At 66.7% G+C, this 23422-nt stretch carries 25 protein-coding genes; 9 read left to right on the forward strand and 16 right to left on the reverse strand.

Features of this window, described 5'->3' with window-relative positions; translation table 11 throughout:
• Window positions 1-39 precede the first annotated feature (39 nt).
• A complete protein-coding gene (locus tag AC1KAR_RS14860) occupies window positions 40-711 on the reverse strand; it encodes a glutathione S-transferase (RefSeq protein ID WP_480319002.1) in 672 nt (223 codons plus the stop codon).
• Window positions 712-778: 67 nt separating this feature from the next.
• On the opposite strand from AC1KAR_RS14860, the gene truD reads away from it, so the two are divergent.
• Both truD and AC1KAR_RS14870 read left to right on the forward strand, forming a co-directional pair.
• Window positions 779-1840, forward strand: a complete 1062-nt coding sequence (gene truD / locus AC1KAR_RS14865; RefSeq protein ID WP_480319004.1) for a tRNA pseudouridine(13) synthase TruD — start codon at window positions 779-781, stop codon at window positions 1838-1840.
• A gap of 225 nt (window positions 1841-2065) precedes the next feature.
• Window positions 2066-2458: a response regulator gene (locus AC1KAR_RS14870; protein ID WP_480319006.1), complete on the forward strand. Its 393-nt coding sequence runs from the start codon at window positions 2066-2068 to the stop codon at window positions 2456-2458.
• 182 nt (window positions 2459-2640) lie between these two features.
• On the opposite strand, the gene AC1KAR_RS14875 is transcribed toward AC1KAR_RS14870, so the two are convergent.
• A complete protein-coding gene (locus tag AC1KAR_RS14875) occupies window positions 2641-2928 on the reverse strand; it encodes an immunity protein Imm33 domain-containing protein (protein WP_480319008.1) in 288 nt (95 codons plus the stop codon).
• A gap of 76 nt (window positions 2929-3004) precedes the next feature.
• On the opposite strand from AC1KAR_RS14875, the gene AC1KAR_RS14880 reads away from it, so the two are divergent.
• Entirely contained in the window at window positions 3005-3259 is a 255-nt protein-coding gene (locus tag AC1KAR_RS14880; RefSeq protein ID WP_480319011.1) for a hypothetical protein, read from the forward strand.
• Between the two features lie 49 nt (window positions 3260-3308).
• Here the strand turns inward: AC1KAR_RS14880 and AC1KAR_RS14885 are convergent, their stop codons facing one another.
• The 3 genes from AC1KAR_RS14885 to glmS form a co-directional block, all read right to left on the reverse strand.
• On the reverse strand, window positions 3309-4718 hold the full coding sequence (locus tag AC1KAR_RS14885) for a DUF1214 domain-containing protein (RefSeq protein ID WP_480319013.1): 1410 nt from the start codon (window positions 4716-4718) through the stop codon (window positions 3309-3311).
• A gap of 8 nt (window positions 4719-4726) precedes the next feature.
• Window positions 4727-5068 carry a DUF1214 domain-containing protein gene (locus tag AC1KAR_RS14890; protein WP_480319015.1) on the reverse strand — a complete coding sequence of 114 codons (342 nt, stop codon included), beginning with the start codon at window positions 5066-5068 and terminating at the stop codon, window positions 4727-4729.
• A gap of 225 nt (window positions 5069-5293) precedes the next feature.
• A complete protein-coding gene (glmS, locus tag AC1KAR_RS14895) occupies window positions 5294-7192 on the reverse strand; it encodes a glutamine--fructose-6-phosphate transaminase (isomerizing) (RefSeq protein WP_480319017.1) in 1899 nt (632 codons plus the stop codon).
• Window positions 7193-7331: 139 nt separating this feature from the next.
• Here glmS and AC1KAR_RS14900 point away from each other — a divergent pair, with 139 nt between their 5' ends.
• On the forward strand, window positions 7332-7829 hold the full coding sequence (locus AC1KAR_RS14900; protein WP_480319019.1) for an Lrp/AsnC family transcriptional regulator: 498 nt from the start codon (window positions 7332-7334) through the stop codon (window positions 7827-7829).
• A gap of 9 nt (window positions 7830-7838) precedes the next feature.
• On the opposite strand, the gene AC1KAR_RS14905 is transcribed toward AC1KAR_RS14900, so the two are convergent.
• The 7 genes from AC1KAR_RS14905 to AC1KAR_RS14935 form a co-directional block, all read right to left on the reverse strand.
• On the reverse strand, window positions 7839-9032 hold the full coding sequence (locus tag AC1KAR_RS14905) for a class I SAM-dependent rRNA methyltransferase (protein ID WP_480319021.1): 1194 nt from the start codon (window positions 9030-9032) through the stop codon (window positions 7839-7841).
• Between the two features lie 14 nt (window positions 9033-9046).
• Entirely contained in the window at window positions 9047-10540 is a 1494-nt protein-coding gene (locus tag AC1KAR_RS14910; RefSeq protein ID WP_480319023.1) for a hypothetical protein, read from the reverse strand.
• A gap of 127 nt (window positions 10541-10667) precedes the next feature.
• A complete protein-coding gene (locus AC1KAR_RS14915; RefSeq protein ID WP_480319025.1) occupies window positions 10668-11624 on the reverse strand; it encodes a tyrosine recombinase XerC in 957 nt (318 codons plus the stop codon).
• A gap of 8 nt (window positions 11625-11632) precedes the next feature.
• The gene (locus AC1KAR_RS14920) at window positions 11633-12313 is read right to left on the reverse strand and encodes a DUF484 family protein (protein WP_480319027.1); all 681 of its coding nucleotides are present in this window, start codon (window positions 12311-12313) and stop codon (window positions 11633-11635) included.
• Between the two features lie 10 nt (window positions 12314-12323).
• Window positions 12324-13181, reverse strand: coding sequence for a diaminopimelate epimerase (dapF, locus tag AC1KAR_RS14925; RefSeq protein WP_480319029.1), 858 nt, complete (start codon window positions 13179-13181; stop codon window positions 12324-12326).
• Window positions 13105-14400: a cytochrome c biogenesis protein DipZ gene (locus tag AC1KAR_RS14930; protein ID WP_480319031.1), complete on the reverse strand. Its 1296-nt coding sequence runs from the start codon at window positions 14398-14400 to the stop codon at window positions 13105-13107. The genes dapF and AC1KAR_RS14930 overlap by 77 nt, the downstream gene beginning before the upstream one ends.
• A gap of 5 nt (window positions 14401-14405) precedes the next feature.
• Window positions 14406-14879, reverse strand: a complete 474-nt coding sequence (locus tag AC1KAR_RS14935) for a DUF2147 domain-containing protein (RefSeq protein ID WP_480319033.1) — start codon at window positions 14877-14879, stop codon at window positions 14406-14408.
• A gap of 157 nt (window positions 14880-15036) precedes the next feature.
• On the opposite strand from AC1KAR_RS14935, the gene AC1KAR_RS14940 reads away from it, so the two are divergent.
• Both AC1KAR_RS14940 and AC1KAR_RS14945 read left to right on the forward strand, forming a co-directional pair.
• Complete coding sequence (locus AC1KAR_RS14940; protein WP_480319035.1) at window positions 15037-15777, forward strand: response regulator; 741 nt, start codon at window positions 15037-15039, stop codon at window positions 15775-15777.
• Window positions 15778-15808: 31 nt separating this feature from the next.
• The gene (locus tag AC1KAR_RS14945; RefSeq protein WP_480319037.1) at window positions 15809-17089 is read left to right on the forward strand and encodes an ATP-binding protein; all 1281 of its coding nucleotides are present in this window, start codon (window positions 15809-15811) and stop codon (window positions 17087-17089) included.
• Between the two features lie 137 nt (window positions 17090-17226).
• On the opposite strand, the gene AC1KAR_RS14950 is transcribed toward AC1KAR_RS14945, so the two are convergent.
• Both AC1KAR_RS14950 and AC1KAR_RS14955 read right to left on the reverse strand, forming a co-directional pair.
• On the reverse strand, window positions 17227-18126 hold the full coding sequence (locus tag AC1KAR_RS14950; protein WP_480319039.1) for an LpxL/LpxP family acyltransferase: 900 nt from the start codon (window positions 18124-18126) through the stop codon (window positions 17227-17229).
• Complete coding sequence (locus AC1KAR_RS14955) at window positions 18123-18995, reverse strand: lysophospholipid acyltransferase family protein (protein ID WP_480319041.1); 873 nt, start codon at window positions 18993-18995, stop codon at window positions 18123-18125. The genes AC1KAR_RS14950 and AC1KAR_RS14955 overlap by 4 nt, the downstream gene beginning before the upstream one ends.
• A gap of 184 nt (window positions 18996-19179) precedes the next feature.
• Here AC1KAR_RS14955 and metK point away from each other — a divergent pair, with 184 nt between their 5' ends.
• Window positions 19180-20364: a methionine adenosyltransferase gene (gene metK, locus AC1KAR_RS14960; protein ID WP_480319043.1), complete on the forward strand. Its 1185-nt coding sequence runs from the start codon at window positions 19180-19182 to the stop codon at window positions 20362-20364.
• Between the two features lie 95 nt (window positions 20365-20459).
• Here the strand turns inward: metK and AC1KAR_RS14965 are convergent, their stop codons facing one another.
• Window positions 20460-21029, reverse strand: a complete 570-nt coding sequence (locus tag AC1KAR_RS14965; protein ID WP_480319045.1) for a carboxymuconolactone decarboxylase family protein — start codon at window positions 21027-21029, stop codon at window positions 20460-20462.
• Window positions 21030-21188: 159 nt separating this feature from the next.
• On the opposite strand from AC1KAR_RS14965, the gene AC1KAR_RS14970 reads away from it, so the two are divergent.
• Together AC1KAR_RS14970 and AC1KAR_RS14975 are read left to right on the forward strand one after the other, a co-directional pair.
• On the forward strand, window positions 21189-21470 hold the full coding sequence (locus AC1KAR_RS14970; RefSeq protein ID WP_480319047.1) for a winged helix-turn-helix transcriptional regulator: 282 nt from the start codon (window positions 21189-21191) through the stop codon (window positions 21468-21470).
• A gap of 87 nt (window positions 21471-21557) precedes the next feature.
• Window positions 21558-22658 carry a DNA glycosylase AlkZ-like family protein gene (locus AC1KAR_RS14975; protein WP_480319049.1) on the forward strand — a complete coding sequence of 367 codons (1101 nt, stop codon included), beginning with the start codon at window positions 21558-21560 and terminating at the stop codon, window positions 22656-22658.
• A gap of 18 nt (window positions 22659-22676) precedes the next feature.
• On the opposite strand, the gene AC1KAR_RS14980 is transcribed toward AC1KAR_RS14975, so the two are convergent.
• The gene (locus tag AC1KAR_RS14980; protein WP_480319051.1) at window positions 22677-23420 is read right to left on the reverse strand and encodes a TerC family protein; all 744 of its coding nucleotides are present in this window, start codon (window positions 23418-23420) and stop codon (window positions 22677-22679) included.
• Window positions 23421-23422 lie beyond the last annotated feature (2 nt).

Here is a 23422-nt window from a genome sequence, read left to right on the forward strand (position 1 = left end):
CTGGGGTGGTGGAATCCGTGATGCCGAGGCGCCCTTCGCTCAAAAAATGACCTCGGCATCGCCGGGCTGCCAGGCAGCGAACTTCGTCATCACCGCCGCGAACAAACTGGACTCGACGATTCGTTTCGTCCAAGCCTGCAGCGATGCGAACGGCGCGCTGTCGAACCAGTCGGGGTCGACCGCCGCGAACTGCCGGATGAACGGTGCGATGGCCATATCCGCCAGCGAAGGCGTGTCGCGCAATAGAAAGGGGCGATCCACCAAGCGCCTGTTCAATGGCGCGAGCATCAGGTCGACGGCGTCGTCGCGCCAGGCTTGCGCCGGGCGCTCGGGGTGGCGCGACGCGTACTTGTAGTGATCGAGCGCCTGCTTGAAGGGCCCGTCGTTGAGAGCGATCAACGCGAGCGCTTCTTCCTGCTCTGGAAGGCAAAGCCACCCTTGCGGGTCATGCTGTTCGAGCGCCCAACGCATGATGTCGAGGCTTTGCTCCAGCACGTGGCCATTGGGCAGTTGCAGAACGGGCACCGTGGCCTTGGGCGAGGCCTGCAAGAGCGCGGCAGGCTTGTCGCGCAGCACCACCTCGCGCAAAGCCACCTGTACACCCGATACCTTGATGGCAAGCCGGGCGCGGATGGCGTAGGGGCAGCGGCGAAACGAGTACAGGATCGGCGCGCCGGTCAGTGGGGAACTGCGGGGGGCACTGGAGAGCATCGCGCACGATTCTGAACCAGGCATGCGGGCAGGGGGAGAATCTGCGGCTGCCGCCCTCAGACCGCTCATGACCGACGCTCAATACACGACCCTGCCGCAGTGGCCCCACGCTTACCCGGCCACCGGCGCCAGCGCCACGCTGAAACTTCTGAACGACGATTTCATCGTGACCGAACTGCCGCTGCAGTTGCCCTGCGGGGAGGGCGAACACATCTGGCTGGACATCGAGAAGAACGGTGCCAACACCGCCTTCGTCGCCCAGCAGCTGGCCGAGGCCGCCGGCGTGCAGGACCGGGACGTGGGCTATGCCGGCCTCAAGGACCGCTACGCCATCACCCGCCAGTGGTTCAGCATTTACCTGCCGAATGGGAAAGGGAAGGGCGAGACGCCCGACCTGACCGGGCTTCAGCACCCGGAGTTCAAGGTGCTGAGCCAGAGCCGCCATGTGAAGAAGCTGCGCCCCGGTGATCTGCAGGGCAACCGCTTCCGCATCGTGCTGCGCGACGTGAGCGGCGACCGCAATGCGATCGAGGCCAATCTCCGGGCCATTGCGTCACAGGGCGTTCCCAACTACTTCGGCGCTCAGCGTTTCGGCTTCGAGGGCGGCAACGTCGAGCAAGGCCGCGCCATGCTGGCGCGAGAGATCCGCGTGCGCAACCCTAAGAAGAAGGGCATCTACCTGTCGGCGGTGCGGTCCTTCGTCTTCAATGAAGTGCTGGCGCTGCGAATTCAGCAGGGGCTCTGGGGCAAGACCCTGCCCGGTGACGTGACGGACGAGGCGGGCTGGCCCACCGGGCCGCTCTGGGGACGGGGCCGCGTTACCACCACCGATCAGGCGCAGGCCCTGGAGAACGGCGTGGCCGAACGGCACGCCACCTTGTGCGATGGCATGGAACACGCCGGCCTGGATCAGGAGCGCCGCGCCCTGGTGGCGAGCCCGGCCGACATGTCATGGGAGTGGCCGCAACACGATCAACTGGTGCTCACGTTCTCCTTGCGCGCCGGGAACTACGCCACGTCCGTGCTGAACGAATTCGTCCGCACCACGGAGCCTGACCGGCATTCGGAGAACGAGCCTGTGTCCAGTAGCACGCATGAAAGTGCGGATTCACTCGGTTCGCTTGAATGAAGTTGAAGGCCCGTCTGACGCTGACAGATTTCCATATGGTTTGGAGAGACTGTTGCCCCTGAACGGTGGCTCGAATGGGCGATCTCGGCACAGCGAATGACCTCTGCCGACGCGTTTTCCATGACCGATCGCACACACTGCCCGAGCCAAAGCACGGCGAACCCTGGGCGGGCATTCCGATTGCCAGCGGTGGAGATGCCGAACACCAGCCTTCACTCAATGCCCGTGCGCGCACTGGTCATTGACGACCATGTCGATGTGGCCAACATCGTTTGCGAGCTGCTTCAGATGATGGGCTGCAAGACCGCCGCGGCCTTTGGAGGCATCACCGGCGCGCGCCTGGCGGAGCTGTTTCGTCCGGACATCGTGTTCCTGGACTTCGGCATGCCGGATCTGGATGGCGAAGGCACCCTCTCCCGCATTCGACAAGCGGGCCGCGTGGAAGCCGTGTTCGTGTGCATCACCGGAAGAGATGACCCGGAGCTGCGCGAGCGCAGCCTCGCCGCTGGCTTCGACCACTTCGTGACCAAGCCCGTCGAACCTCAGGAGTTCGAGCGATTGATCGAGCAGGCGCGGCACGCCCGTCGTGGCGCGGCTCCAAGGTCGTTCGATGCTTGATGCACTGATCCCTTCAACGGAACTTGTGGTGGCGCACGCCGAGGTGATTGATAGGCGCGTCCGCGACGAGTCGTAATCACCTTCGCGTCACTTCGGAGGTGCAGCGCAATCGGCCACTGCATCGCAAGGCCCTCCAGCAGATCCCGGGCATGTCGCCACGGCACTCCGGCTTTGCTGCGCCCTCAATCCAGTGGCACCTCTTCGAATGCTCCGCTCGCAGCGGCGCGCTCGAAGGCCGAGCCAGCCGGGTGGTCGATCAGCGGCGCCAACTCGGGATGCGCCAAGACGAAATCCGCCAACACGCAGGTGATGTAGTGCGTGGGCTGGTTCATGTACTTCTCGCTCTCGTTGCCGCTGAGAAAGCGCCAACCGCTGTCGGTGGGTTTGGCCGGGGCGGTGCGATAGGCATAGCCCACAGGCTTCTGGCGCGTGGTGATCACTTCGGTGGCAACGCAGGTGAGAGAGGTCATGGACAAGGGCGTTGGAAGGGGCGAATGAACCAGGTGGGAGGGGCGCGCCTCCGCGCGCGCGCTCCATTCTGAACGCATGCAGCATCGCGGCATCCACTGCCTCTCGGTCGTCATGGTCGAACTCACGCTTTCGACTGGGCGTGTTCTGACCAAATGGAGTCGCAAGAACGCCTCGCTGTTCGGTGACGCGTTCGGTGGCTGTGGCGACGACGTGGACTCGGCGATGGCCATCGTTCGCGTGGTGCTGATGACAGGTATGCCGGCGCAGGCGGTGCCTCCGGCTCCTCCAGCGCCGATGGCCGAGAAGCCCCAGCGGCGAAAGGGTGCCTGAGGGGCCTTGGTCGACTGAGCGATGTGAGAAGTACGGCCCTACACCCGCCTCATTGCTTGACCAGCCTGGGCGGGAAGTAGTTGCGCTCGGCCACTGCACCCTTCGGCCGATAGAACCGGAAGGTCAGGCTGTAGCCCGTTCCCTTCGGCGTCGGCAGCCAGTTCCCATCCGGCACACCCGCAGGCTTCTTGTCGCTGAAGTAAAGCGTCAGCGAACCGTCGGGCCCGTACTGAGGCTTCGTTTCCTTGTTGAGGAGATAGCGCTTCTGCGGATTGGGCAACACCTTGTGCTCCACCGCGTCAACCGCAATGACCGACCAGAAATAGGTCGCGTACTGCGCCGGCAGCTGCTCCTTTTCAAAGCGCAGGGAATAGGACTGGTTGCCTGACAGCGGCGCACCATCCACGTCGAAGAATGCCTTGAAGTAGATGACTTCCTCCGGCACGTTGGCCCAGATGCCGCCGTAGTTGACGAGCGTGCGCACCAGCCAGTTGTCGCCGTAGACACCCGACGTCAACGGCAGGACCCAGCCGTTCTCGGCCTTGCTGCCGCCCACCGTGGGCATCGCCTTCTTGAGGTCGGCAAAGGCCTTGCTGCGCACGACCTGGTCGATGCGCTTGCGCTCGGCGGGGTCCTTGACTGCCTTCGCGATGGCACGCGTGCTCGCCTGGAGTTTCTCCATGCCGGGATTGATGTCCGGCTCGCTGTCCAGCGCTGCATCGGCGGAATCGAAAGCCTCGACGCCAGGCAGCTTGTCCATCTCGAACATCACCGTCTTGGGGATGCGGGGCAGAGCAGGTTTGCCTGTCGAGCGGATGACGAACTTCTTCTGCAGCGCCACCGCCTGGTTCCAGTCGGCACCGAGCTCGACGCGCGCGAGAACGCGCATGTACTTCACCGGCACGTCGATGCGCTGGGCCGTTGCTGGCAGTTTGACCTCAGCGCCCTTCAGGCAGACCGCGAACTGTCCGTCGGGCTTCGCCGGGAAGACACGCTCGTTGATATTGGCCACGGTTTCGCCCCAGCCATTGAGAAACTGCACGGTGGAGTACCGGCCCGTGATCTTTGGCACTGTCACCAGCGCGCAGCTCTTTTCATCGACGGCCACCCACGCTTCCGAATAGGCCACGTCCAGGTTGGGATTCGGCCAGGCTACCTGGCCGGGTTTGCGATGGACGAGCTGGTTCCATTTGAAGCCCTCCTTGAAGTCCAGCTGCTCCTGACGCAACACCAGCAACCTGCTGAGCAGATAGATGTAGCTGTCGCTGATCTCCTGCTCGCCGGGCGATGCAGCTGCGGGCGCCGGTTGCGCCCAGGCGCTGGCACTCGACAAGAGGGCCGTGAAAGCCAGGGCACGCAGGATGCGCGGACGTACGGGAAGCATGCAGTTCATGAAGATCCTTTCGAGGCCAAGCAGCTGCGACGCACGTTCATCGGCTTTGGGAATCGTGCGTGCCATCCCGCTTGTTAGGGATGGTCAATTAGGCGATAGGAGAAAACGTCGACCGGAGTCGGCACCCAGTTGCTCTCCTTGTCCTTGCCCGGCGACTGGTTCTGAACGTAGAGCGTCAGTGAGCCATCGGCGTTCTTCTTCAAGTCCTTGCTCGTGGCCCCCAGCGAGAACCGGTTGAGCGCATTGGGCTCGAACAGATGCTCCTTGTTGTAGAACGTGAGCGACCAGAAGCCGTTACCGGCGATGCCCGAGGCGGGAGAAGGTTTGCTCTGCGGAGTCTGCGCGTGGGCTGCGCACCCGATAGCCAAGGTCAGCAGAGCCAGATGGAAGCTTGAGCGCCTCTTGATGGAAGTCATGCGACGCGCCTCCGCAATGAGCGTTGAAGTCTGGAGACCACTTTCTCCCAGACTTGAAACCCGGTCAAGCAACAGGCGATCAAGGTGCCAACGAACTCGAACCTGCGATGGTTGCGGCTTCGGCTGTGCACGCTGCCGAAGGTGGCACGACGGCCGCTGTGCTAATCCGCCAACCACTTGTGGCGGGAACGACCTATGCCGGTTCGATCAGGTGCACGGCCCCAACTACTCCACAGTCACGCTCTTTGCCAGATTCCGAGGCTTGTCCACATCCGTCCCCCGCGCGCACGCGGTGTGATACGCCAGCAACTGCAGCGGGATCACATGCAGGATGGGTGAGAGCGGCCCGTAGTGCTCCGGCATGCGGATGACCTGCAGGCCTTCGCCCGATTCGATGTGCGAATCGGCGTCGGCAAACACGAACAACTCGCCGCCCCGGGCCCGCACTTCTTGCAAGTTGCTCTTGAGCTTTTCGAGCAGTGCGTCGTTGGGCGCCACAGTCACCACCGGCATCTCGGCGGTGACGAGGGCGAGTGGGCCGTGCTTCAGCTCACCGGCCGGGTAGGCCTCGGCGTGGATGTAGCTGATTTCCTTCAGCTTGAGCGCGCCCTCGCAGGCAATCGGGTAGTGCAGGCCGCGGCCGAGAAAGAGCGCGTTCTCCTTGCGTGCAAAGAGCTCGGACCACGCGATGACCTGCGGCTCGAGCGCCAACACGGCCTGCACAGCCACGGGCAGGTGGCGCAGTGCCTTGAGGTGCGCAAGCTCTTGCTCTTCTGTGAGGTGGCCGCGCACCTGCGCGAGCGCGAGCGTGAGCAGGAACAGCCCCACGAGCTGGGTGCTGAAGGCCTTGGTGGATGCCACGCCGATCTCGGCGCCGGCGCGCGTGATGTAGGCCAGCTCGCATTCGCGCACCATGGCGCTGGTGGACACGTTGCAGATGGTGAGCGTGTGTTTCATGCCCAGGCTGCGCGCGTGCTTGAGTGCAGCGAGCGTGTCGGCCGTTTCGCCGCTCTGCGTGATGGTGACGACGAGCGTGCGCGGGTTGGGCACGCTGTCGCGGTAGCGGTATTCGCTGGCCACCTCCACGCTCACCGGGATCTTGGCGATGCTCTCGAGCCAGTACTTGGCGACCGAGCCGCTGTAGTAGCTCGTGCCGCAGGCGAGGATGAGCACGTTCTCCACATCCTTGAAGATTCGGTACGCGCCGTCGCCGAACAGCTCGGGCGTGACGCTCTCGACGGCATCGAGCGTGTCGGCGATCGCGCGCGGCTGCTCGAAGATCTCTTTCTGCATGTAGTGGCGGTACGGCCCGAGCTCTGCGGCACCGGTGTGCACGAGCACCGTGCGCACTTCGCGCTCGACCGGCTTGAACGTGAAGCTGCCGGGCGCGCGCGTGGTGATCCACACCTTGCCGAGCTGCAGGTCGACCACGTCGCCCTCTTCGAGGTAGGCGATCTGGTCGGTGACGCCGGCCAGCGCCATCGCGTCAGACGCCACAAAGAACTCGCCCTGGCGCTCGTGCGCCCCCACGCCCAGCACCAGGGGCGAGCCTTCGCGCGCGCCAATCACGCGGTGCGGCTCGTCGCGGCAGAACACAGCGATGGCGTAGGCCCCGCGCAAGCGCAGCGTGGCCTGTTGCACGGCGGCGAGCAAGTCGCCTTCGTAGAGGTGGTCGACGAGGTGGGCGATGACCTCGGTGTCGGTCTGGCTGTCGAAGGTGTAGCCGCGTGTCTTGAGTTCGTTGCGCAGCTCATCGTGGTTCTCGATGATGCCGTTGTGCACCAGGGCCACGCGGCCCACCGCGGCGTAGGCGCCTGCTGGCAGATCCTTGGCCGCTTTGGCCGCCGGGCCCGTGGAGAAATGCGGGTGGGCGTTGTGAACCGCCGGCGCGCCGTGCGTGGCCCAGCGGGTGTGAGCGATGCCGGTGCCGCTGTGGATGCCTTCGGCGGCGACGTTCGCTTCGAGCTCGGCCACGCGGGCGGTGCTGCGGGCGCGGCGCAACTCGCCGCCTTGATGCACCGCGACACCACAGGAGTCATAGCCGCGGTACTCCAGGCGCTTGAGCCCTTCGACCAGGATCGGAACGATGTTGCGCGCGCTGACAGCGCCGACGATGCCACACATATGAAGCACTCCCTGGGATGGAACGGATGCGAGATGGTAGACAGCGCGTTGTGGAGTAGGCTTGCAATATTTGCTTTGCTGAGAAATATTCAAGCACCCATACAGTGATCTGATTGAATATTTCTCCATTAGCCAGATTATGGAATCAAAGTACGCACCAGTCGCCCTCGATGACATCGACTTGAGGGTTCTGGATCTGCTCCAGCGCGACGCCTCGCTGTCCAACCAAGACCTGGCCACCGCCGCACATACATCGCCGGCCACCTGCCTGCGGCGCGTGAAGCGGCTGGTGGAGGCCGGCGTGATCGAGCGCCGCGTGGCCATCCTCTCGCCGCAGCAGTTGGGGCACGGGTTGACCGCGCTCGCCGAGGTCACGCTCGACCGGCAAGGCGCCGAACACTTGGCCGCCTTCGAGGCACGCGCCGTGGCAGACGCGGCCGTGCAGCAGTGCTACCGCGTCTCGCCAGGGCCTGATTTCATGCTCGTTCTGCAAGTGCCCGACATGGCGGGTTACCACACGCTGGTGCAGCGCCTCTTCACGCAAGACGCCAACGTGCGCAACGTGAAGGCCTTCTTCAGCGTGCACCGCGCGAAGTTCGAGCCGGCGATCGCGCTGCCCGAGGCGACCCGCGGCTGAGACCGCCGTTCAGCGCTTGATAACAACCAGCCCCTTGAGGTACTCGCCCTCGGGGAAGGTCACCGTCATCGGGTGATCGGGTGCGGCGCCCGTGCGCGCGTAGATGAGGCCATCGGCATTCGCATCGAGCCCGGCGCCCGCCACGATCTTGTGGAAGAGATCAGCGCTGATGCCGCCCGAGCACGAGTAGGTGAAGAGCGCGCCACCCGGCTCCAGCAGCATGAAGGCGAGGCGGTTGATGTCTTTGTAGGCCCGCGCGGCGCGCTCGGCATGGGCCGCGGTGGGCGCGAACTTGGGCGGGTCGAGCACGATGGCGTCGAAGCGCTGGCCGCGCTGCAGGGCATCGCGCAGGGTCTGGTTCACGTCGGCGTCGAGAGCGGTGTGGCGAGCGGCGTCGAAGCCGTTGAGTGCGACGTGCGCGGTGGCGCGTGCGAGTGCAGGCGCCGAGGAGTCGACGCTCGTCACGTGCCCTGCCCCGCCCGCCAGCGCCGCCACGCTGAAGCCACCGGTGTAGCTGTAGCAGTTGAGCACGCGCTGGAAGCCGAAATGGCGCACGGTGTCGGCGAACAGCTTGCGGCTGTCGCGCTGGTCGAGATAGAAGCCGGTCTTGTGGCCTTCGTCGACGTCGAGCGTGAGCTGCCAGTCGTGCTCGCGGATGGTGAGTTCGGTGGCGCCCTCTGTCGTGTCGCCCCCGCGCAGCCAGCCTTTCGTTTCGGGCAGACCTTCGAGGCCGCGGGTGCTGGCATCGCTGCGCTCGTACAAGCGCGTGAGCCCGGTGGACTTGAGCAGCAGATCGGCGATCACGCTCTTCCAGCGCTCGGCGCCGGCGCTCAGGAACTGCGCGCTCAGGGTGTCGCCGTAGCGGTCGACGATCAGGCCCGGCAGGCCATCGGCCTCGCCGTGGATCAAGCGCATCGCATCGCTTGAGATCGGCAACCGCGTGCGGATGGCGATCGCCTGCGCAATGCGCCGCTCGAAGAAGGCGGCGTCGATGCGCTCGGCTTCGTCGAAGCTCCAGGCACGCACGCGGATCTGCGACTGCGGGCTGAATGCGGCCCATGCCAAGAAGCGGCCGTCGCGTGCATTCACGCGCACGGTCTCGCCGGGGTCGGCCTTGCCAGAGTGGATGCTGCTCTCGAAGACCCAGGGGTGCCGCTTGAGCAGCGAGCGCTCCTTGCCTTCGCGCAGGGTGATGGCTTTCATCGCGGCATTGTCGGTCAGTGCCCAAGCGTGCCGAAGGCCCAGCCGATGTTCAGGCTCACGAGGGGCGTGCCGTAGCTCTCGCGCCCGACGGCTTGCCAGCGGCCCACGCCGAGCTTGACGCGCAGCCGGTCGCGGGCGTCGGCCCCTTCCCACTGGCCCCAGAGCATGCCCTGGGCGATGCCCCCGCCGCCCACCACCACGTTGCCACCACCGGCGGCGCCTACCAGCGCCTCGCCGCCGGCACGCCACCCCTGCACGCGCCGCGTCTGCGCGCCCAGGCCGAACAGGCCGTACGAGAACGCCCCTGCCTTGCCCCATGCCGCGCTGCCGGCCTGCCCTGCGCCGTACCAGGGGCCGCCGAGATCGCGCGTGAACGACATGCCCAGGCCAGTGACCGACTCGCGGCTTCCATCCTTGAAGCGGAACTCGCGGTAATACGGCGTGCTGGCGTACCAGACCTGCTGGCGCACGATGCCTTCGGTATTCACCCACCAGCTGCGTTGGCGCGCGCTGTCTTCGAGCGGCACCGAGAGCGAGACCCGCACCTGCTGCGCTTCGTAGTGACCGCTGGGTGCATACATGTAGCCCGCATCCACGCGCACCGATGGGCCCCACGGCGTGATCCAGCGCAGGGTGGGCCCCGCACGCAGCAACCAGCCACTGCCGGTGTCGACATCTCCACCACCGCCCAGGCCCGCCGAAAGCTGCGCACCGGCACGCAGGCGATCGCTGAACAGCGGCCAATCGGCGCCGGCATTGCCGAGGATCTCCATGTAGCCGTCGACACCACCGCCGGCGGCGCCCGAGGCCTCGATGCCCCACCAGGAGCCCGGCGACCAGTAATGGCGCAGGTCAGCGCCGAGCTTGCCCACGCGGCCCTGTTGTGGCGTGCCGGACCGGCCGCGCGAGTCGCCACGCATCTGCTCGATGCCGCCGCTCAGCGCGATCTCATCGAAGCCCATGCCCGAGCGATCACTGGCCTGGCCCCACCGGCCCACGTCCGAGGGCTGGAAGCTCAGGAAGCGATCGGTGTGGCCGATGAGCACCGTCCATTGGGTGTCCTGGATGTTCCCGCTGGGAAAGCGCACATGCGCGACACCCAGGCCGGCGTACATCGCGCCGAACTCCTTGCGCAGCGAAAGTTCGGGGCGAAGCATCAGGCCGCCACCCGCATGCGCCTCGGGCGAGCTCACGCCGCCGCCCGCACCGGCGTACAGGCTTGCGGCGAGATGCCAGCTGCGCGCGAGTTGCCAGCGCCGCTGCACGTTGAAGCCCGCGGTGAACAGGCCGCCGTAGTCGCCCTGGGCCGAGGCGTACACCGCCGGGCCGACGCCCCAGCCGCCCTTGGCCGCGATCATGTAGCTGGCGCCCAGCAGCGACAGGGAGTCGCCATTGGGCATGACCAGCGGCGTCCAGTTGGCTTCGAGCACCGCCGGGCGGCTCTCGGGCGCCGCGAGCACGAGGCCCGTGGGTGGCTTGGTCTGCGCGGGTGCAAGCGTGCCCTGCACCTGAGCCTGCGCGGCCGTGGCGGCAAGGGCTATCGCGATCAGAAGCGGAGCCGTGGCGGGGAGATGAAAGGCGGGGGGAAGGAGGGCAGAGAGTAGAAGGGGGGTTCGGGATCGCAACGACGTCAATCTATTTGGAGAGGGGCCCTGATTTCTTCTTCGCGCGGGGGTGCGCTGAGTCGTACACCTTGGCCAGATGCTGAAAGTCGAGTTTCGTATAGACCTGCGTCGTCGTGATGTTCGCGTGGCCCAGAAGTTCCTGGACAGCGCGCAAATCTCCGCTGGATTGCAATAAATGTGAGGCGAACGAATGCCGCAGCATGTGCGGGTGCACGTGCGTGGGCAGTCCGGCCTGCAGCGCGCGGGCCTTGAGCCGCGAACGAACCTGGCTGGCCGTGAGCCGCGTACCGCGCTGGCTCACGAAGAGCGCCGCTTCGCCCGCGTCGGCCACGGTAGCGCGGTGCACGAGCCAATCGCGCAGCGACCGCAGCGCCGGCCCGCCGACCGGCACACTGCGCCGCTTGCCTCCCTTGCCAAGCACATGTGCGTTCGCGTCGGCGGCGTCGATCCAGCCGGCGGCCGCAGCACCGGCAATCACGTCGAGCCCGACCAGTTCGCTCACGCGAAGCCCGCAGCCGTAGAGAAGTTCGACGATGCAGTGATCACGCGACTGCAGGGCAGCATCGCCACCCTGCTCGCTCAGCTCGGCCAGGGCCACGGCGTGGTCGACCGACAAGGCCTTGGGCAGCGGCTTGGCCGCCTTCGGTGCGCGCACGCCGTCGACGGGGTTGAGTTCGACCAGGCCGTCGCGCCCCGCCCATCGGTAGAACCCGCGCCAGGCCGAGAGCGTCAGGGCAATGCTGCGCGAGCCCAGCCCCTGCGAGTGCAGCTGCGCAGCCCATCGACGCACGTGGTGAACCTGTGCCGCGCGCAGCGTCACGCCGGAATCTGCGGCAAAGGCCTGCAGGCGTGAGAGCGCGTCGCCGTAGAGGGCCAGCGTGCGCGCGGCGAGGCGCCTCTCCACTTGCAAATGAACCAGGTGGCGCGGGATGTCTCCATCCAACTGCGCCGGGGCCTCCTGGTTCATGCAGGGCCTTACTTGACCGGCAGCAGGCGCGCCAAGCCGGCGCTTGCGATCTCGCCGATGCGCGACAGGAACTCGGTGCCCATGTCGGCGCTGAAGCGAGTCGGGTCGGGCGACGCCAGCACCAGCAGGCCGAAGGCATCGGTCGATTCACCGCCGCTGCGCAGCGGGATGAGCGCCATCGAGGCCACCAGGCGGGGGTCCTGGAGCCAGGAAGCCGCCTCGAAGCCGGCATTGACCCCACAGTAAGGCAGGCTGAGGCTCGATGCGAAGGTGCGAGCATCTTCGCCCACTGGTTTGGCAAAGCCCAGCATGCTGAAGGCTTCGGCCGCGCCCCACACACGAATGGCCGCCTGCGGGATCATGAACTGATGCATCAGCTCGTTCACCAGCACCTGCGGCAGGTCACCCGGGTTGGTGGTGAGCATGATGGCGCGCGTCCACTTGTGCAGCTTGTCGGCGATGGCCACGTTCTCCTGACCGTGGCGGATCATCTCGACGATGCGCTGCTCCAGGCCCTTGTGCTTGTCGCGCAGCATTTCCATCTGCCGCTCTTGCAGCGACACGGCGCGCTGCCCATGCGGGCTCACGATCTGGATGGAGGCCAGCAACTCGGCATGGCGCTCGAAGAATCCCGGCGTGTTGGCCAGGTAGTTGGCGATGTCTTGCTCGGTGATGCCTTGGATAGTCACAGCTCGCCTCTCATATGTCGATTTCTCCTTCGTAGACGGTTTCGGCGGGGCCGGTCATCAGCACGTGGCTGTCTTTGCCTTGCCATTCGATGCTGAGACGGCCACCACGTGCATCCACATCGACCTTGCTGTCGAGCAGGCCCAGGCGGATGCCGGCCACCACCGCGGCGCACGCACCGGTGCCGCAGGCGAGCGTCTCGCCGGCTCCGCGCTCGAAGACGCGCAGGCGGATGTGGCCGCGGCTCACGATCTGCATGAAGCCGGCGTTGACCTGGCGCGGGAAGTGCGGGTCGTGCTCGATCAGCGGGCCATGCGTTTCGACCGGCGCGTGGTCGACATCGACCACCACCTGCACCGCATGCGGGTTGCCCATGGACAGCACGGCCACTTCGTTGACGACCCCATCGCCCACGTCGAGCGGCCACAACTCGAAATCGCCCTGGTTGCGCGATTGCATGCCACCGGCGTCGAAGGGCACGCGCGCCAACTCGAAGACAGGCGCGCCCATGTCGACCGTCACGCGGCCATCGGCCTGCTGGCGCAGCTCGAGCTGGGTGTTCATGGTGTCGACACGGACCACCTGCTTGTCGGTGAGCTTCTTGTCGTGCACGAAGCGCACAAAGCAGCGTGCGCCGTTGCCGCACTGCTCCACCTCGTCGCCATTGCCGCCGTTGAAGATGCGGTAGCGGAAATCGACGCCCGGCGTGCGGCTCTTCTCCACCACCAGGATCTGGTCGGCCCCGACACCGAAGCGGCGGTCTCCCAGCAGGCGGTACTGCTCGGGCGTCAAATCAATCGGGGCCTGCGTGGCGTCGAGCACGACGAAGTCGTTGCCGGCGCCCTGCATCTTGGTGAAGCGCAATCTCATACGGCGGATTATCGCCCCCCAGTCGCTCCGCTCCTGCCCCCAAGGGGCGCCGTCCTGCTTGGGGCGGCCCAGCGCCGGACCTATCGCCGCAGCACCTCCTGGATCTGCCGCTCCACGGTTTCTTGATCTGCATCACCGACGTGCCTGAACACACACGCCCCTCGCGGTCGACCAGGTACACCGCCGGCCAGTACTCGTTTCGGTAAGCCGACCAGGTGCGGTACGCGTTGTCCTGCGCCACCGGGTAGCGGATGCCGTGGCGGCGGGTGGCGGCCTGCACATTGGCCGTTTCGCGCTCGAAAGAAAACTCCGGCGTGTGCACGCCCACGATCACCAAGCCCTGTGCCGCATAGCGCTCGTGCCAGCGCGCGAGGTGCGGCAGGGTTCGAATGCAGTTGACGCAGTCGTAGGTCCAGAAGTCGACCAGCACCACCTTGCCGCGCAGGCTGGCCATCGTGAGCGGCGGAGAGTTGAGCCAGGTGGTGATGCCGATGAACTCGGGCGCCGCTTCAGGGACGCGCTTGTCTTCGTGCCGCGGCGTGGCAGGCGAGGCCACGGCATCGGCCAGCCACGCCGAGGCTGTGGTGTCCCAGCCCCAGTGCATGGCCGAGGCCACCGCGATCACCATCACGCCGAAGGCCTGCCGGATGCGCCCGGCGTGCCGCGCCAGCGAGCGTGTGCGCAGCAGCACGGCCTGGCCGCCGTAGGCAATGGCGAGCATCGGCAGCGCGCTGCCCAGGCTGTAGGCGAGCAGGAGCGCGGCGGCCTGCGCGGTGTCGGATTCGGCCGCGATCAGCGCGAGGATGCTCGCGAGCACCGGGCCGGCGCAGGGCGTCCACAGCAGGCCGAGCGTGAGGCCGAGGCCGAAGCCGCCCCAGGCCATGCCGCGCTGCGCGGCCCAGCCGGTGAGCCCGGCAAAGGGCGCCATCACACGCTCGAACAGCGCCGGCCACAGCAGCAGTGCGCCGAACATCCACAGCACCCCGATCGCCCCGGTGCGCTGCACGTATTGCGAGATGCCGAGCACACGCACCGACGAGCCGAACAGCAAGGCCGTGGCCGAGAAGGCCAGCACGAAGCCGAGCACGATGAAGAGGGGGCGGCTGCGCGAGGCCTTGCCGCCTACCGATGCGCCCAACAGCAGCGGCAGCATCGGCAGCACGCAGGGGCTGGCCACGGTGGCCACGCCGGCGGCGCCGGCCAGGGCGAGTTGCAGCATGGCCATCAACCCGGCGCGCGCAGCCAGCGCTGCGTCTGCCCGAAGAGCGGCAGGCCGACGTAGCCGCGCACGTGCAACTCGCTCTGCGCGTTCGGCGGAGCCGACACCTCCACTTTGGCGCTGTAGGTCTTGGCGTTCTCGCGGTTGTAGATCTGGCCACGCCAGGTGGTGGGTGGCGTGTTGCCCGCATCGGGCAGCAGGTCGATGAGGATCTTCATGCCGAGCGCAGGGCGCGAGTCGGCGGGGGTCATCGGCTGGCCGTCGCGGCTCATGGAGTTGTTGGCCAGCACCTTGGTGACGGTGCCGCACAGGGCATCGCCACAGGGCGCGATCTCGATCTCGAGGTTGCCGCTGGCGGTGATCCAGCGGCCGCGCGGGTCGCTCGGGCCGTAGGGTGCGGCAGGTTGCGCTGCGGCCGCGGTGCTCAGCAGTGCGGCGCAAACGGCGGCGCAAACGGCGATGGAAAGTCGTCTCGGCATGGTGGGTCTCCGGTCGGTTGAGGAGCCCGCATTGCAAGCCGCGCTGGTGTGTGGCGCATGTCGGCGTGTGGGCCATGTGTTTCGGGTCACGCGCCAGACAAGGAGCGATACAAACCCGCGCCTTGGGTGGCGCCGAATGCCAGTAAGGTCACGCCCCATGGACTCGCCCGACCACCTGCTGCTCGTCGACGATGACCGCCAGCTGCTGGCGCTGCTGCGCGAGTACCTGCAGCAGGCCGGCTTTCGCATCAGCAGCGCCGAGAACGGCACGCAGATGCGCGCGGTGCTGGCCGCGAACCGCATCGACCTGATCGTGCTCGACCTGATGCTCCCGGGCGAAGACGGCCTCGCGCTGTGCCGCGACCTGCGCAGCCGTGGCGCGGCGCACATCCCGGTCCTGATGCTCACCGCGCGCAGCGACGAGGCCGACCGCGTGCTGGGCCTGGAGATGGGCGCCGACGACTACCTCGGCAAGCCCTTCGCGGCGCGCGAGTTGCTGGCGCGCGTGAAGGCCGTGTTGCGCCGCACCCGCATGCTGCCGCCGGCCTTGCAGACCGTGGCGCAGGCGCGTGCGCTGGCCTTCGGTGATTGGCAGCTCGACACCACCGCGCGCCATCTGGTCGATGCGCAGGGCACGATGGTGTCGCTCACCGGCGGCGAGTACCGCCTGCTGCGCGTGCTGCTCGATCACCCGCAGCGCGTGCTCAACCGCGACCAGTTGCTCAACCTCACGCAAGGGCGTGACGCCGATCCGTTCGACCGCTCGATCGATCTCCTGATCAGCCGGTTGCGCCAAAGGCTGCGCGACGACTCGCGCGAATCGCGCTACATCAAGACGGTGCGCAACGAGGGCTATGTGTTCTGCGCGGATGTCGAGTCGCGCGAGGCTGCGCCGTGATTCGAGCCGAGCGCCGGGCCGAGGGCCTGACATGAAGCTGCTGCCGGGCTCGCTGTTCGGGCGCGTGGCGCTGATCCTGATCAGCGCGCTGCTGATCGCGCATGCCCTCACCTACCTCGCCATCCTGCGCGAGCGCGGCGACCTGGCGCAGAGCATGATGGCGGCGTATTTCGGCCGCGACGTGGCAGCCTCCGTCGCCATCCTCGATCGCGTCCCCGCAGCCGAGCGCGCGCAATGGCTGCCGCGCCTCGAACGGCAAAGCTACCGCTACGCGCTGGCCGAGGCCGCAAGCGCGGCGCCGCTCGAAGCCGAGCTGCCACGCAGGCTCTCCGGCGCCATCGCGGCCGAGCTGGGGGCGGCACGCGTGGGCGCGATGACTCTCGCCGCGAGCCAGTGGCAACTGCCGCTGCGCCTGTCCGATGGCTCGCCGCTCACGCTGAGCCTCAATCCGCCGCAGGGCGGCGTGTCGCGCGGCACGCTGTGGTTGCTGTGCGCGCAGCTCGCCACACTCGCGCTTGCCGCCTGGGCGGCGGTGCGCCTGGCCACGCGGCCGCTGACTCGCCTGGCCGAGGCCGCCGATGCGCTCGGCCATGGCGCCACCCGCGCCCTGCCCGAGCGCGGCCCGCATGAGGTGCTGCGCGCCGCCCAGGCCTTCAACGCGATGCAGCAGCGCATCGCCGAGCACATCGGTGAACGCGTGCACACGCTGGCAGCGATCTCGCACGACCTGCAGACACCGCTCACCCGCATGCGCCTGCGCGCCGAGCTGCTGCCCGACGGTGACACGCGCGACAAGCTGCTGGCCGATCTGGCGGCGATGCAGTCGCTGGTGGGCGAGGGGCTGGCGTACGCGCGCAGCGCGCACGCAGCGGAAGAAGCACCCCGCGCGGTGGACCTCCATGCACTGCTCGACAGCCTGGTGTGCGAGGCCACCGACGCCGGCCAGCGTACGCGGCTGAGCGGGCAGCTGGCATCGCCCTTTGTCACGCGGCCACAGGCCTTGCGCCGCATCGTCGGCAACCTGCTCGACAACGCGATCAAGTTCGCCGGCGAGGCCGAGGTGCTGCTGGAGAGTGATGCGCAGGCCGTGCAGATCACCGTGCGAGATGCCGGCCCGGGCATCCCGGCGGATCGGCTGGAGGCGGTGCTGCAGCCCTTCGTGCGCGGAGAGCCTTCACGCAACCGCGAAACGGGCGGTACCGGGTTGGGCTTGAGCATTGCGCTGCGGCTGACGCAGGCGCTGGGTGGGGAACTGCGCTTGTGCAATCTGCCACAGGGGGGGCTGGAGGCTCGGGTCAGCTTGCCGAGATGAGCGCGGGGCTTCGATACCTCAGCCTGAGCGGTTGGTGATGGACGAACACTCTCCGCCCGTTCAGGCTGACTCTTCGATGCCTCAGGGCAGGGTGCGCGCCAAGGACGAATCGAAGCCCCACACCGCAGACCCAACGCTCAGTAAAACCCCGCCTCGCCCGCCGGGCGTGTCTTGAAGCGCTTGTGCACCCACAGGTACTGCGCCGGGTTGCGGCGGATCTCGGCCTCGATCCAGCGGTTCATGGCGGCGGTGTCGGCCACGGCATCGTCCGTCGGGTAGCCCTCGAAGGGGTCGCCAAAGCGCACGCGGTAGCCCTGCCCGCCCGGCAGCATCTCTGCCACGACCGGCTGGATCACCATGCCGAGCGCTTTGGCCATGCGTGATGGGGCCAGCAGTGTGGCGGCCGGCACGTTGAAGAAGGGCACGAAGGCGGAATCGCGCTCGCCGAAATCCATGTCGGGCAGGTTGAAGAAGGCGTGGCCTTTGCGGATGGCGCGGATCAGCGGCAGGGCCTTGTCGCTGCGCGGGAAGATCTCGGCCTTGTCGCCGAAACGCAGGCGCCCTTTGCGGATGATGTCGTCCATCACCGGGTTGCTCTGGGCCTGGTACATCGAGCAGGCGTACTGGTTCTGGAACAGCAGCACGGCCACGCCGGCCACATCGAGCGCCATGAAGTGCGGCACCAGCCACATCACCGGCTTCGTGCTGTACTCGGCGAGCTTCACATCGCCTTCGACCTGGATGTAGCGCTTGAGCCGCTCGGCCGAGGCAAACCAGAGCAGGCTGCGCTCCAGGAAGCTGCGGCCGAGCCACTTGAAGCATTCGCGCGCGATGCGCTGGCGTTCTTCTTCCGACTTCTCAGGAAAGCACAGCTCCAGATTGCGCAGCGCCACCTTGCGACGCCCCGACGCCAATGGGTACAGCACGACCCCCAGGCCGCGGCCTAGTGCAGCCAGCACGGGCAGAGGCAGCAGATGCAGCAGCCACATCACACCCAGAAGAAGACGAGCCCCCCACGTTTCGGCCAAACCATTCACTCCTGTTGCGCAGCGTCGGCAGCCGCCTCTTGCTGGCGCGGCGCCTTGTAGCGGTGATAACCCCAGAGATATTGCTGCGGGCACTGCAGGATCAGCCGCTCCATGGCCTGGTTGATCCGCCGGGCGGATTCTGCCGCGTCGTCCATGGGCAGCGCTTCTTCGAAGGGGAAGAAGCGCAGCACGTAGCCATCGCCTCGCGGCAGCCGCTCGGCCCAGGCCACCAGCAGGGTCGCGTCGGTCTGCTGCACCAGGCGCGCGGCGAGCGTCATCGTGTAGGCGGGACGGCCGAAAAACGGCGCCCACACGCCCATGCCTTCGGGCGGCACCTGGTCGGGCAGCAGGCCCACCATCTGGCCGCGGCGCAGCGCACGGATCATCTGCCGCACACCCGCGAGCGTGGCCGGCGCGGCAAAGAGATGGGGCCGCTCGCGCGAGGTGCGCACAAGATCGCGCAACCACGGCTTGCGAGCCGGGCGATACAGCACAGTGATCGGGCAACGCTCCGCGAAGTATTCGGCCACCGCCTGCGCCGACACCTCAAAGCTGCCCATATGAGGCGTGAGCAGCAGCACGCCCTTGCCGCGCTCGATGGCCGCTTCGAGCAGATCGAGCCGCTCGAAGCGCATGCGCGGCAGGATGGATTCGGTGGGCGGGCGCATCCACAGGTAAGGCAACTCGGCCACCATGCGCCCGGCCGAGGCGATGGCGGGCTTCCATTGCGCCGCACCGAGGCCGGCTTGCTGCGCGTTGGCGGCCATGCGGCGGCGATACGTGGGCGAGAACCAGTAGGTCAGCCAGCCCAGGCCAGCGCCCAGGGTGTGCAAAAGGCCCAAAGGCAGCCCCGCAAACCAGTTGAATAGGGTCAACATCTGTTTCCTATAATCGCGCCATCGCCGAGTTACTGAACTACTTGCGGGGCGATGCAGAACCCACACCGTGGGGCCTGCCGGGCAAATGCTCTACGTGGCAAATGCCCCATAAATCCTGCTAAAGCGTTCGCCGCTCTCACTCCCTTAGCCGGCAACGCACTGTGCAACCTACTGGAGTTTAAGAGTGTCGAACGATTTCCTTTTCACATCCGAATCCGTCTCTGAAGGCCACCCCGACAAGGTCGCCGACCAGATTTCGGATGCCATCCTCGATGCGATCTTCAAGCAGGACCCGCGCTCCCGCGTGGCCGCCGAGACGCTGACCAACACCGGCCTCGTGGTGCTGGCCGGCGAGATCACCACCAACGCGCACGTCGACTACATCCAGGTCGCACGAGACACCATCAAGCGCATCGGCTACGACAACACCGAGTACGGCATCGACTACAAGGGCTGCGCGGTGATGGTCTGCTACGACAAGCAGTCCAACGACATCGCCCAGGGCGTCGACCACGCCTCCGACGACCACCTCAACATCGGCGCCGGCGACCAGGGCCTGATGTTCGGCTACGCCTGCGACGAGACGCCCGAGCTGATGCCCGCGCCCATCTACTACGCCCACCGTCTGGTCGAACGCCAGGCTCAGCTGCGCAAAGACGGACGCCTGCCCTTCCTGCGCCCTGATGCCAAGAGCCAGGTCACGATGCGCTACGTGGACGGCAAGCCCCACAGCATCGACACCGTCGTGCTCTCCACGCAACACAGCCCCGACCAGAGCGAGACCTCGCACAAGATGAAGGCCTCGTTCACCGAAGCCATCATCGAAGAGATCATCAAGCCGGTGCTGCCCAAGGAATGGCTGAAGGAGACCAAGTACCTGATCAACCCGACCGGGCGCTTCGTCATCGGCGGCCCGCAAGGTGATTGCGGCCTCACAGGCCGCAAGATCATCGTCGACACCTACGGCGGCGCCTGCCCGCACGGCGGTGGCGCGTTCAGCGGCAAAGACCCGAGCAAGGTCGACCGCTCGGCCGCCTACGCCGCACGCTACGTGGCCAAGAACATCGTCAAGGCCGGCCTGGCCAAGCAATGCCAGATCCAGGTCGCCTACGCCATTGGCGTGGCCAAGCCGATGAACGTGACGGTCTACACCGAAGGCACGGGCGTCATCAGCGACGACAAGATCGCCGCGCTGGTGCAAGAGCACTTCGACCTGCGCCCCAAGGGCATCATCCAGATGCTTGACCTGCTGCGCCCGATCTATGAGAAGACTGCGGCTTATGGCCACTTCGGTCGCGAGGAGCCGGAGTTCTCGTGGGAGCGGACCGACAAGGCTGCCACGCTGCGTGCGGCGGCCGGCCTTAAGTAAGGCCAGCAACCGCGCAGCGGTTCAGACTCTCGCGGACCAGCGACTGGACGCAAGAAACAAGGGCGGCACCTGCCGCCCTTTTTCTCGCCCACCGTTCACGCCTGCGGGAAACGCGCCGCGCCCGTCTCCAACGGCAGGCGCAACGCATTGGTCAGGTAGCTCACGGTTCGATAGAAGCCGGCGACCATCAGCAACTCCAGCAGCGCTTCGTCGGTAAAGCGCTCGCGCAGTGCCGACCATAGCGCGTCGTCTACATCGCAATCGCTGTGCAAGGCATCGCACAGGCGGATGAGCAGACGATCGTCATCGCCCCAGCACGCATCCCCCACCACGCCGTGCACGGTCGACACAAGCTGCGCGGCATCGAGTCCCGCTGCGCCGGCAAAGATCTGCGCGTGCACACCCCATTCATATTCGGAGCGGCAAGCCGCGGTGACCCGATGAATGACCACCTCACGCTGCCGCAGCGTCAGGTGACCTCGATCAAGCAGGCTGCCGCTGAAGAACTTGCCAAACAGCCGCGGGTCACGCGCGAGCGTTGTGAACAGCACCAGCGGCGGCATGCCCGGCGGCATGATCCGGCCCAGCACCGCCTGGATCTCGCCAGCGAACGGCGGCTGGGCAGGGTCGACGCGAGCTGCAGAGACGCTGGACGAATGGGGCACTGAGATCTCCTTGCTACATTTTCGATAGCAACTGAGTCTAGATATAGTGCTATGAAAAGTAAAGCATCAAGAACCCCGACACCGTCAGCAGCCGATCCGCGATCGGCAACGCCGCGCACCGGACAGCCCGTGCGCGGCTCCAGCACAGGCCGCCCGATCATGGTCGCACTCGACTTGCTGGGCCGTCGCGGCGCGCTGCGCATCATTTGGGAACTGCGAGTCGGAGCGTTGACCTTCCGCGCGCTGCAGGATGCCGCGGCGACCAATCCGGCGCTGCTGAACACGCGACTGAAGGAGTTGCGCGAGACGCATCTTGTGGACCACGACGGCAGCGGCTACCGGCTCACGTCGCATGGCACAAAACTGCTGAAAGCCATCGGGCCGCTTCAGGCTTGGGCCGATGCCTGGGTGCGCGACACCGGCGATTCAACAGCGCTCTGACCTGCATCCGTGGCGGGAGTTGCCAGCCTCCTGACACGTCGTCTCCACACCTGTACATCCGCGCGTGCCGCGCAACAGAATCGCCGCATGCCCGCCGCGATCACTCTCGACGACCTGCGCCGCTACGCCGTGGCGCGCACGCTCTTTGCACCCACCACGCTCGCACGTGCGATCGACAAACTCGGCTTCGTGCAGGCCGACCCGATCCGTGCCCCGGCGCGGGCGCAAGACCTCACGCTGCGCCACCGCGTGAAGGGCCATGTGGCGGGCGACCTGGAACGGCGCTACCCGAAGCTCGCGATCGAGGAAGACTGCCTCGTCAACTACGGCTTCCTACCGCGCGAGCACCTGGCGCTGATGCACCCGCGCACCGTCAAGCACAAATGGAAGCCCACCACCAAGCGGCAGGCCGCCGAAGTACTGGCCTTCGTGCGCGAGCGCGGCCAGGTGCACCCGCGCGAGGTCGACGCGCATTTCGCCCACGGCCGCGTCAAGAACTACTGGGGCGGCTCGGGCAGCGCCAGCACCAGGCTGCTCGACGGCATGCACTACCGCGGCTTGCTGCGCGTGGCGCGGCGCGAGGGCGGCACGCGCATCTATGAAGTCGCCACCCACCCGCAGGGCGACGACAGCCCTGCGGGGCGCACATTGCGCGCGGCAGCGCTGATCGAACTCATCGTGCGCAAGTACGCGCCACTTCCCGCGCGCAGCCTCACCTACCTCACCTATCTGCTCGGCTACGGCGCGCCGCACCTCAAGCTGCAAACGCAGGCCGCGATGCGCCTGGCGCGCGAGCATCTGGCAAGCATCCAGGTCGAAGGCACCACCTGGTACTGGCCCGCCGACGAGAACCCCGCATCACGCCGCCACGCACCCGACAACCAAGTGCGCCTGCTGGCTCCCTTCGACCCCATCGTGTGGGACCGCCGCCGCTTCGAGTTGCTGTGGGGCTGGGCGTACAAGTTCGAGGCCTACCTTCCCGCAGCGCAACGCAAGCTCGGCTACTACGCGTTGCCACTGTTGTGGGGCGAACAGGTGATCGGCTGGGGTGACCTGAGCGTGGCCGGCGGGCGCCTTGTGCATCGCATCGGCCATGTGGATCAGGCGCCGCGCAGCGCGGCCTACCGCAGCGGGTTGGCCGATGAACTCGCACGCATGCACGAGTTTCTGGGTCTGGCCCCCGGATGACTGGCCGACCGGGGGCTGTTACTTGTCGCGGGCCTTGCGTGCCGCCTCGGCGAGGCGCTTGCTGCGAAAGCGGATGTTGAGCATTTCCACCCCCAGCGAGAACGCCATCGCGAAGTAGATGTAGCCCTTGGGCACATGCTGGCCGAAGCCCTCGGCGATCAGCAGCAAACCCACCGCCACGAGAAACGACAGCGCCAGCATCTTGATCGTCGGGTGCGCCGAGACGAAGCGGCCAATCGCACCGGCGAACAACATCATCATGCCCACCGAGAGAATGACCGCGGCCACCATGACCGCCACCTCGTCGACCATGCCCACCGCCGTGATGATGGAGTCGAGCGAGAACACGATGTCGATCACCATGATCTGCGCAATGATGGCGCCGAAGCTCGCCTTGGCCACCGTTGTCAGGCCCTCTTCGCCACCGCCTTCGATCGTGTGGTGGATCTCGGTGGTGCTCTTGTAGAGCAGGAACAGCCCGCCGCCGATCAGGATCAGATCGCGCCCCGAAATGTCCATGCTGCCCACGGTGAAGAGCGGCGCGACCAGCCCGACGATCCACGACAACACCAACAGCAGGCCGATTCGCATGAACATCGCCATGAACAGCCCGATGCGACGCGCCCGGTCGCGCTGCTCGGGCGGCAGCTTGTCGACCAGGATCGAGATGAACACGATGTTGTCGATGCCCAGCACCAGTTCGAGCAGCGTGAGCGTGACCAGGGCGATCCAGGCCTGCGGGTCCATCAGCAGTTCAAGCATGT

It is taken from the genome of Piscinibacter sp. PDB1-1 (assembly GCF_056675995.1).

Excerpts from the sequence above, each read along its gene's own strand:
- AC1KAR_RS14860 (WP_480319002.1), bottom strand. The coding sequence starts at position 711 with ATGCTCTCCAGTGCCCCCCGCAGTTCCCCACTGACCGGCGCGCCGATC.
- truD (WP_480319004.1), top strand. The coding sequence starts at position 779 with ATGACCGACGCTCAATACACGACCCTGCCGCAGTGGCCCCACGCTTAC.
- AC1KAR_RS14875 (WP_480319008.1), bottom strand. The coding sequence starts at position 2,928 with ATGACCTCTCTCACCTGCGTTGCCACCGAAGTGATCACCACGCGCCAG.
- AC1KAR_RS14880 (WP_480319011.1), top strand. The coding sequence starts at position 3,005 with ATGCAGCATCGCGGCATCCACTGCCTCTCGGTCGTCATGGTCGAACTC.
- AC1KAR_RS14885 (WP_480319013.1), bottom strand. The coding sequence starts at position 4,718 with ATGGCACGCACGATTCCCAAAGCCGATGAACGTGCGTCGCAGCTGCTT.
- AC1KAR_RS14890 (WP_480319015.1), bottom strand. The coding sequence starts at position 5,068 with ATGACTTCCATCAAGAGGCGCTCAAGCTTCCATCTGGCTCTGCTGACC.
- glmS (WP_480319017.1), bottom strand. The coding sequence starts at position 7,192 with ATGTGTGGCATCGTCGGCGCTGTCAGCGCGCGCAACATCGTTCCGATC.
- AC1KAR_RS14900 (WP_480319019.1), top strand. The coding sequence starts at position 7,332 with ATGGAATCAAAGTACGCACCAGTCGCCCTCGATGACATCGACTTGAGG.
- AC1KAR_RS14905 (WP_480319021.1), bottom strand. The coding sequence starts at position 9,032 with ATGAAAGCCATCACCCTGCGCGAAGGCAAGGAGCGCTCGCTGCTCAAG.
- AC1KAR_RS14915 (WP_480319025.1), bottom strand. The coding sequence starts at position 11,624 with ATGAACCAGGAGGCCCCGGCGCAGTTGGATGGAGACATCCCGCGCCAC.
- dapF (WP_480319029.1), bottom strand. The coding sequence starts at position 13,181 with ATGAGATTGCGCTTCACCAAGATGCAGGGCGCCGGCAACGACTTCGTC.
- AC1KAR_RS14930 (WP_480319031.1), bottom strand. The coding sequence starts at position 14,400 with ATGCTGCAACTCGCCCTGGCCGGCGCCGCCGGCGTGGCCACCGTGGCC.
- AC1KAR_RS14935 (WP_480319033.1), bottom strand. The coding sequence starts at position 14,879 with ATGCCGAGACGACTTTCCATCGCCGTTTGCGCCGCCGTTTGCGCCGCA.
- AC1KAR_RS14940 (WP_480319035.1), top strand. The coding sequence starts at position 15,037 with ATGGACTCGCCCGACCACCTGCTGCTCGTCGACGATGACCGCCAGCTG.
- AC1KAR_RS14945 (WP_480319037.1), top strand. The coding sequence starts at position 15,809 with ATGAAGCTGCTGCCGGGCTCGCTGTTCGGGCGCGTGGCGCTGATCCTG.
- AC1KAR_RS14955 (WP_480319041.1), bottom strand. The coding sequence starts at position 18,995 with ATGTTGACCCTATTCAACTGGTTTGCGGGGCTGCCTTTGGGCCTTTTG.
- AC1KAR_RS14970 (WP_480319047.1), top strand. The coding sequence starts at position 21,189 with ATGGTCGCACTCGACTTGCTGGGCCGTCGCGGCGCGCTGCGCATCATT.
- AC1KAR_RS14975 (WP_480319049.1), top strand. The coding sequence starts at position 21,558 with ATGCCCGCCGCGATCACTCTCGACGACCTGCGCCGCTACGCCGTGGCG.
- AC1KAR_RS14980 (WP_480319051.1), bottom strand. The coding sequence starts at position 23,420 with ATGCTTGAACTGCTGATGGACCCGCAGGCCTGGATCGCCCTGGTCACG.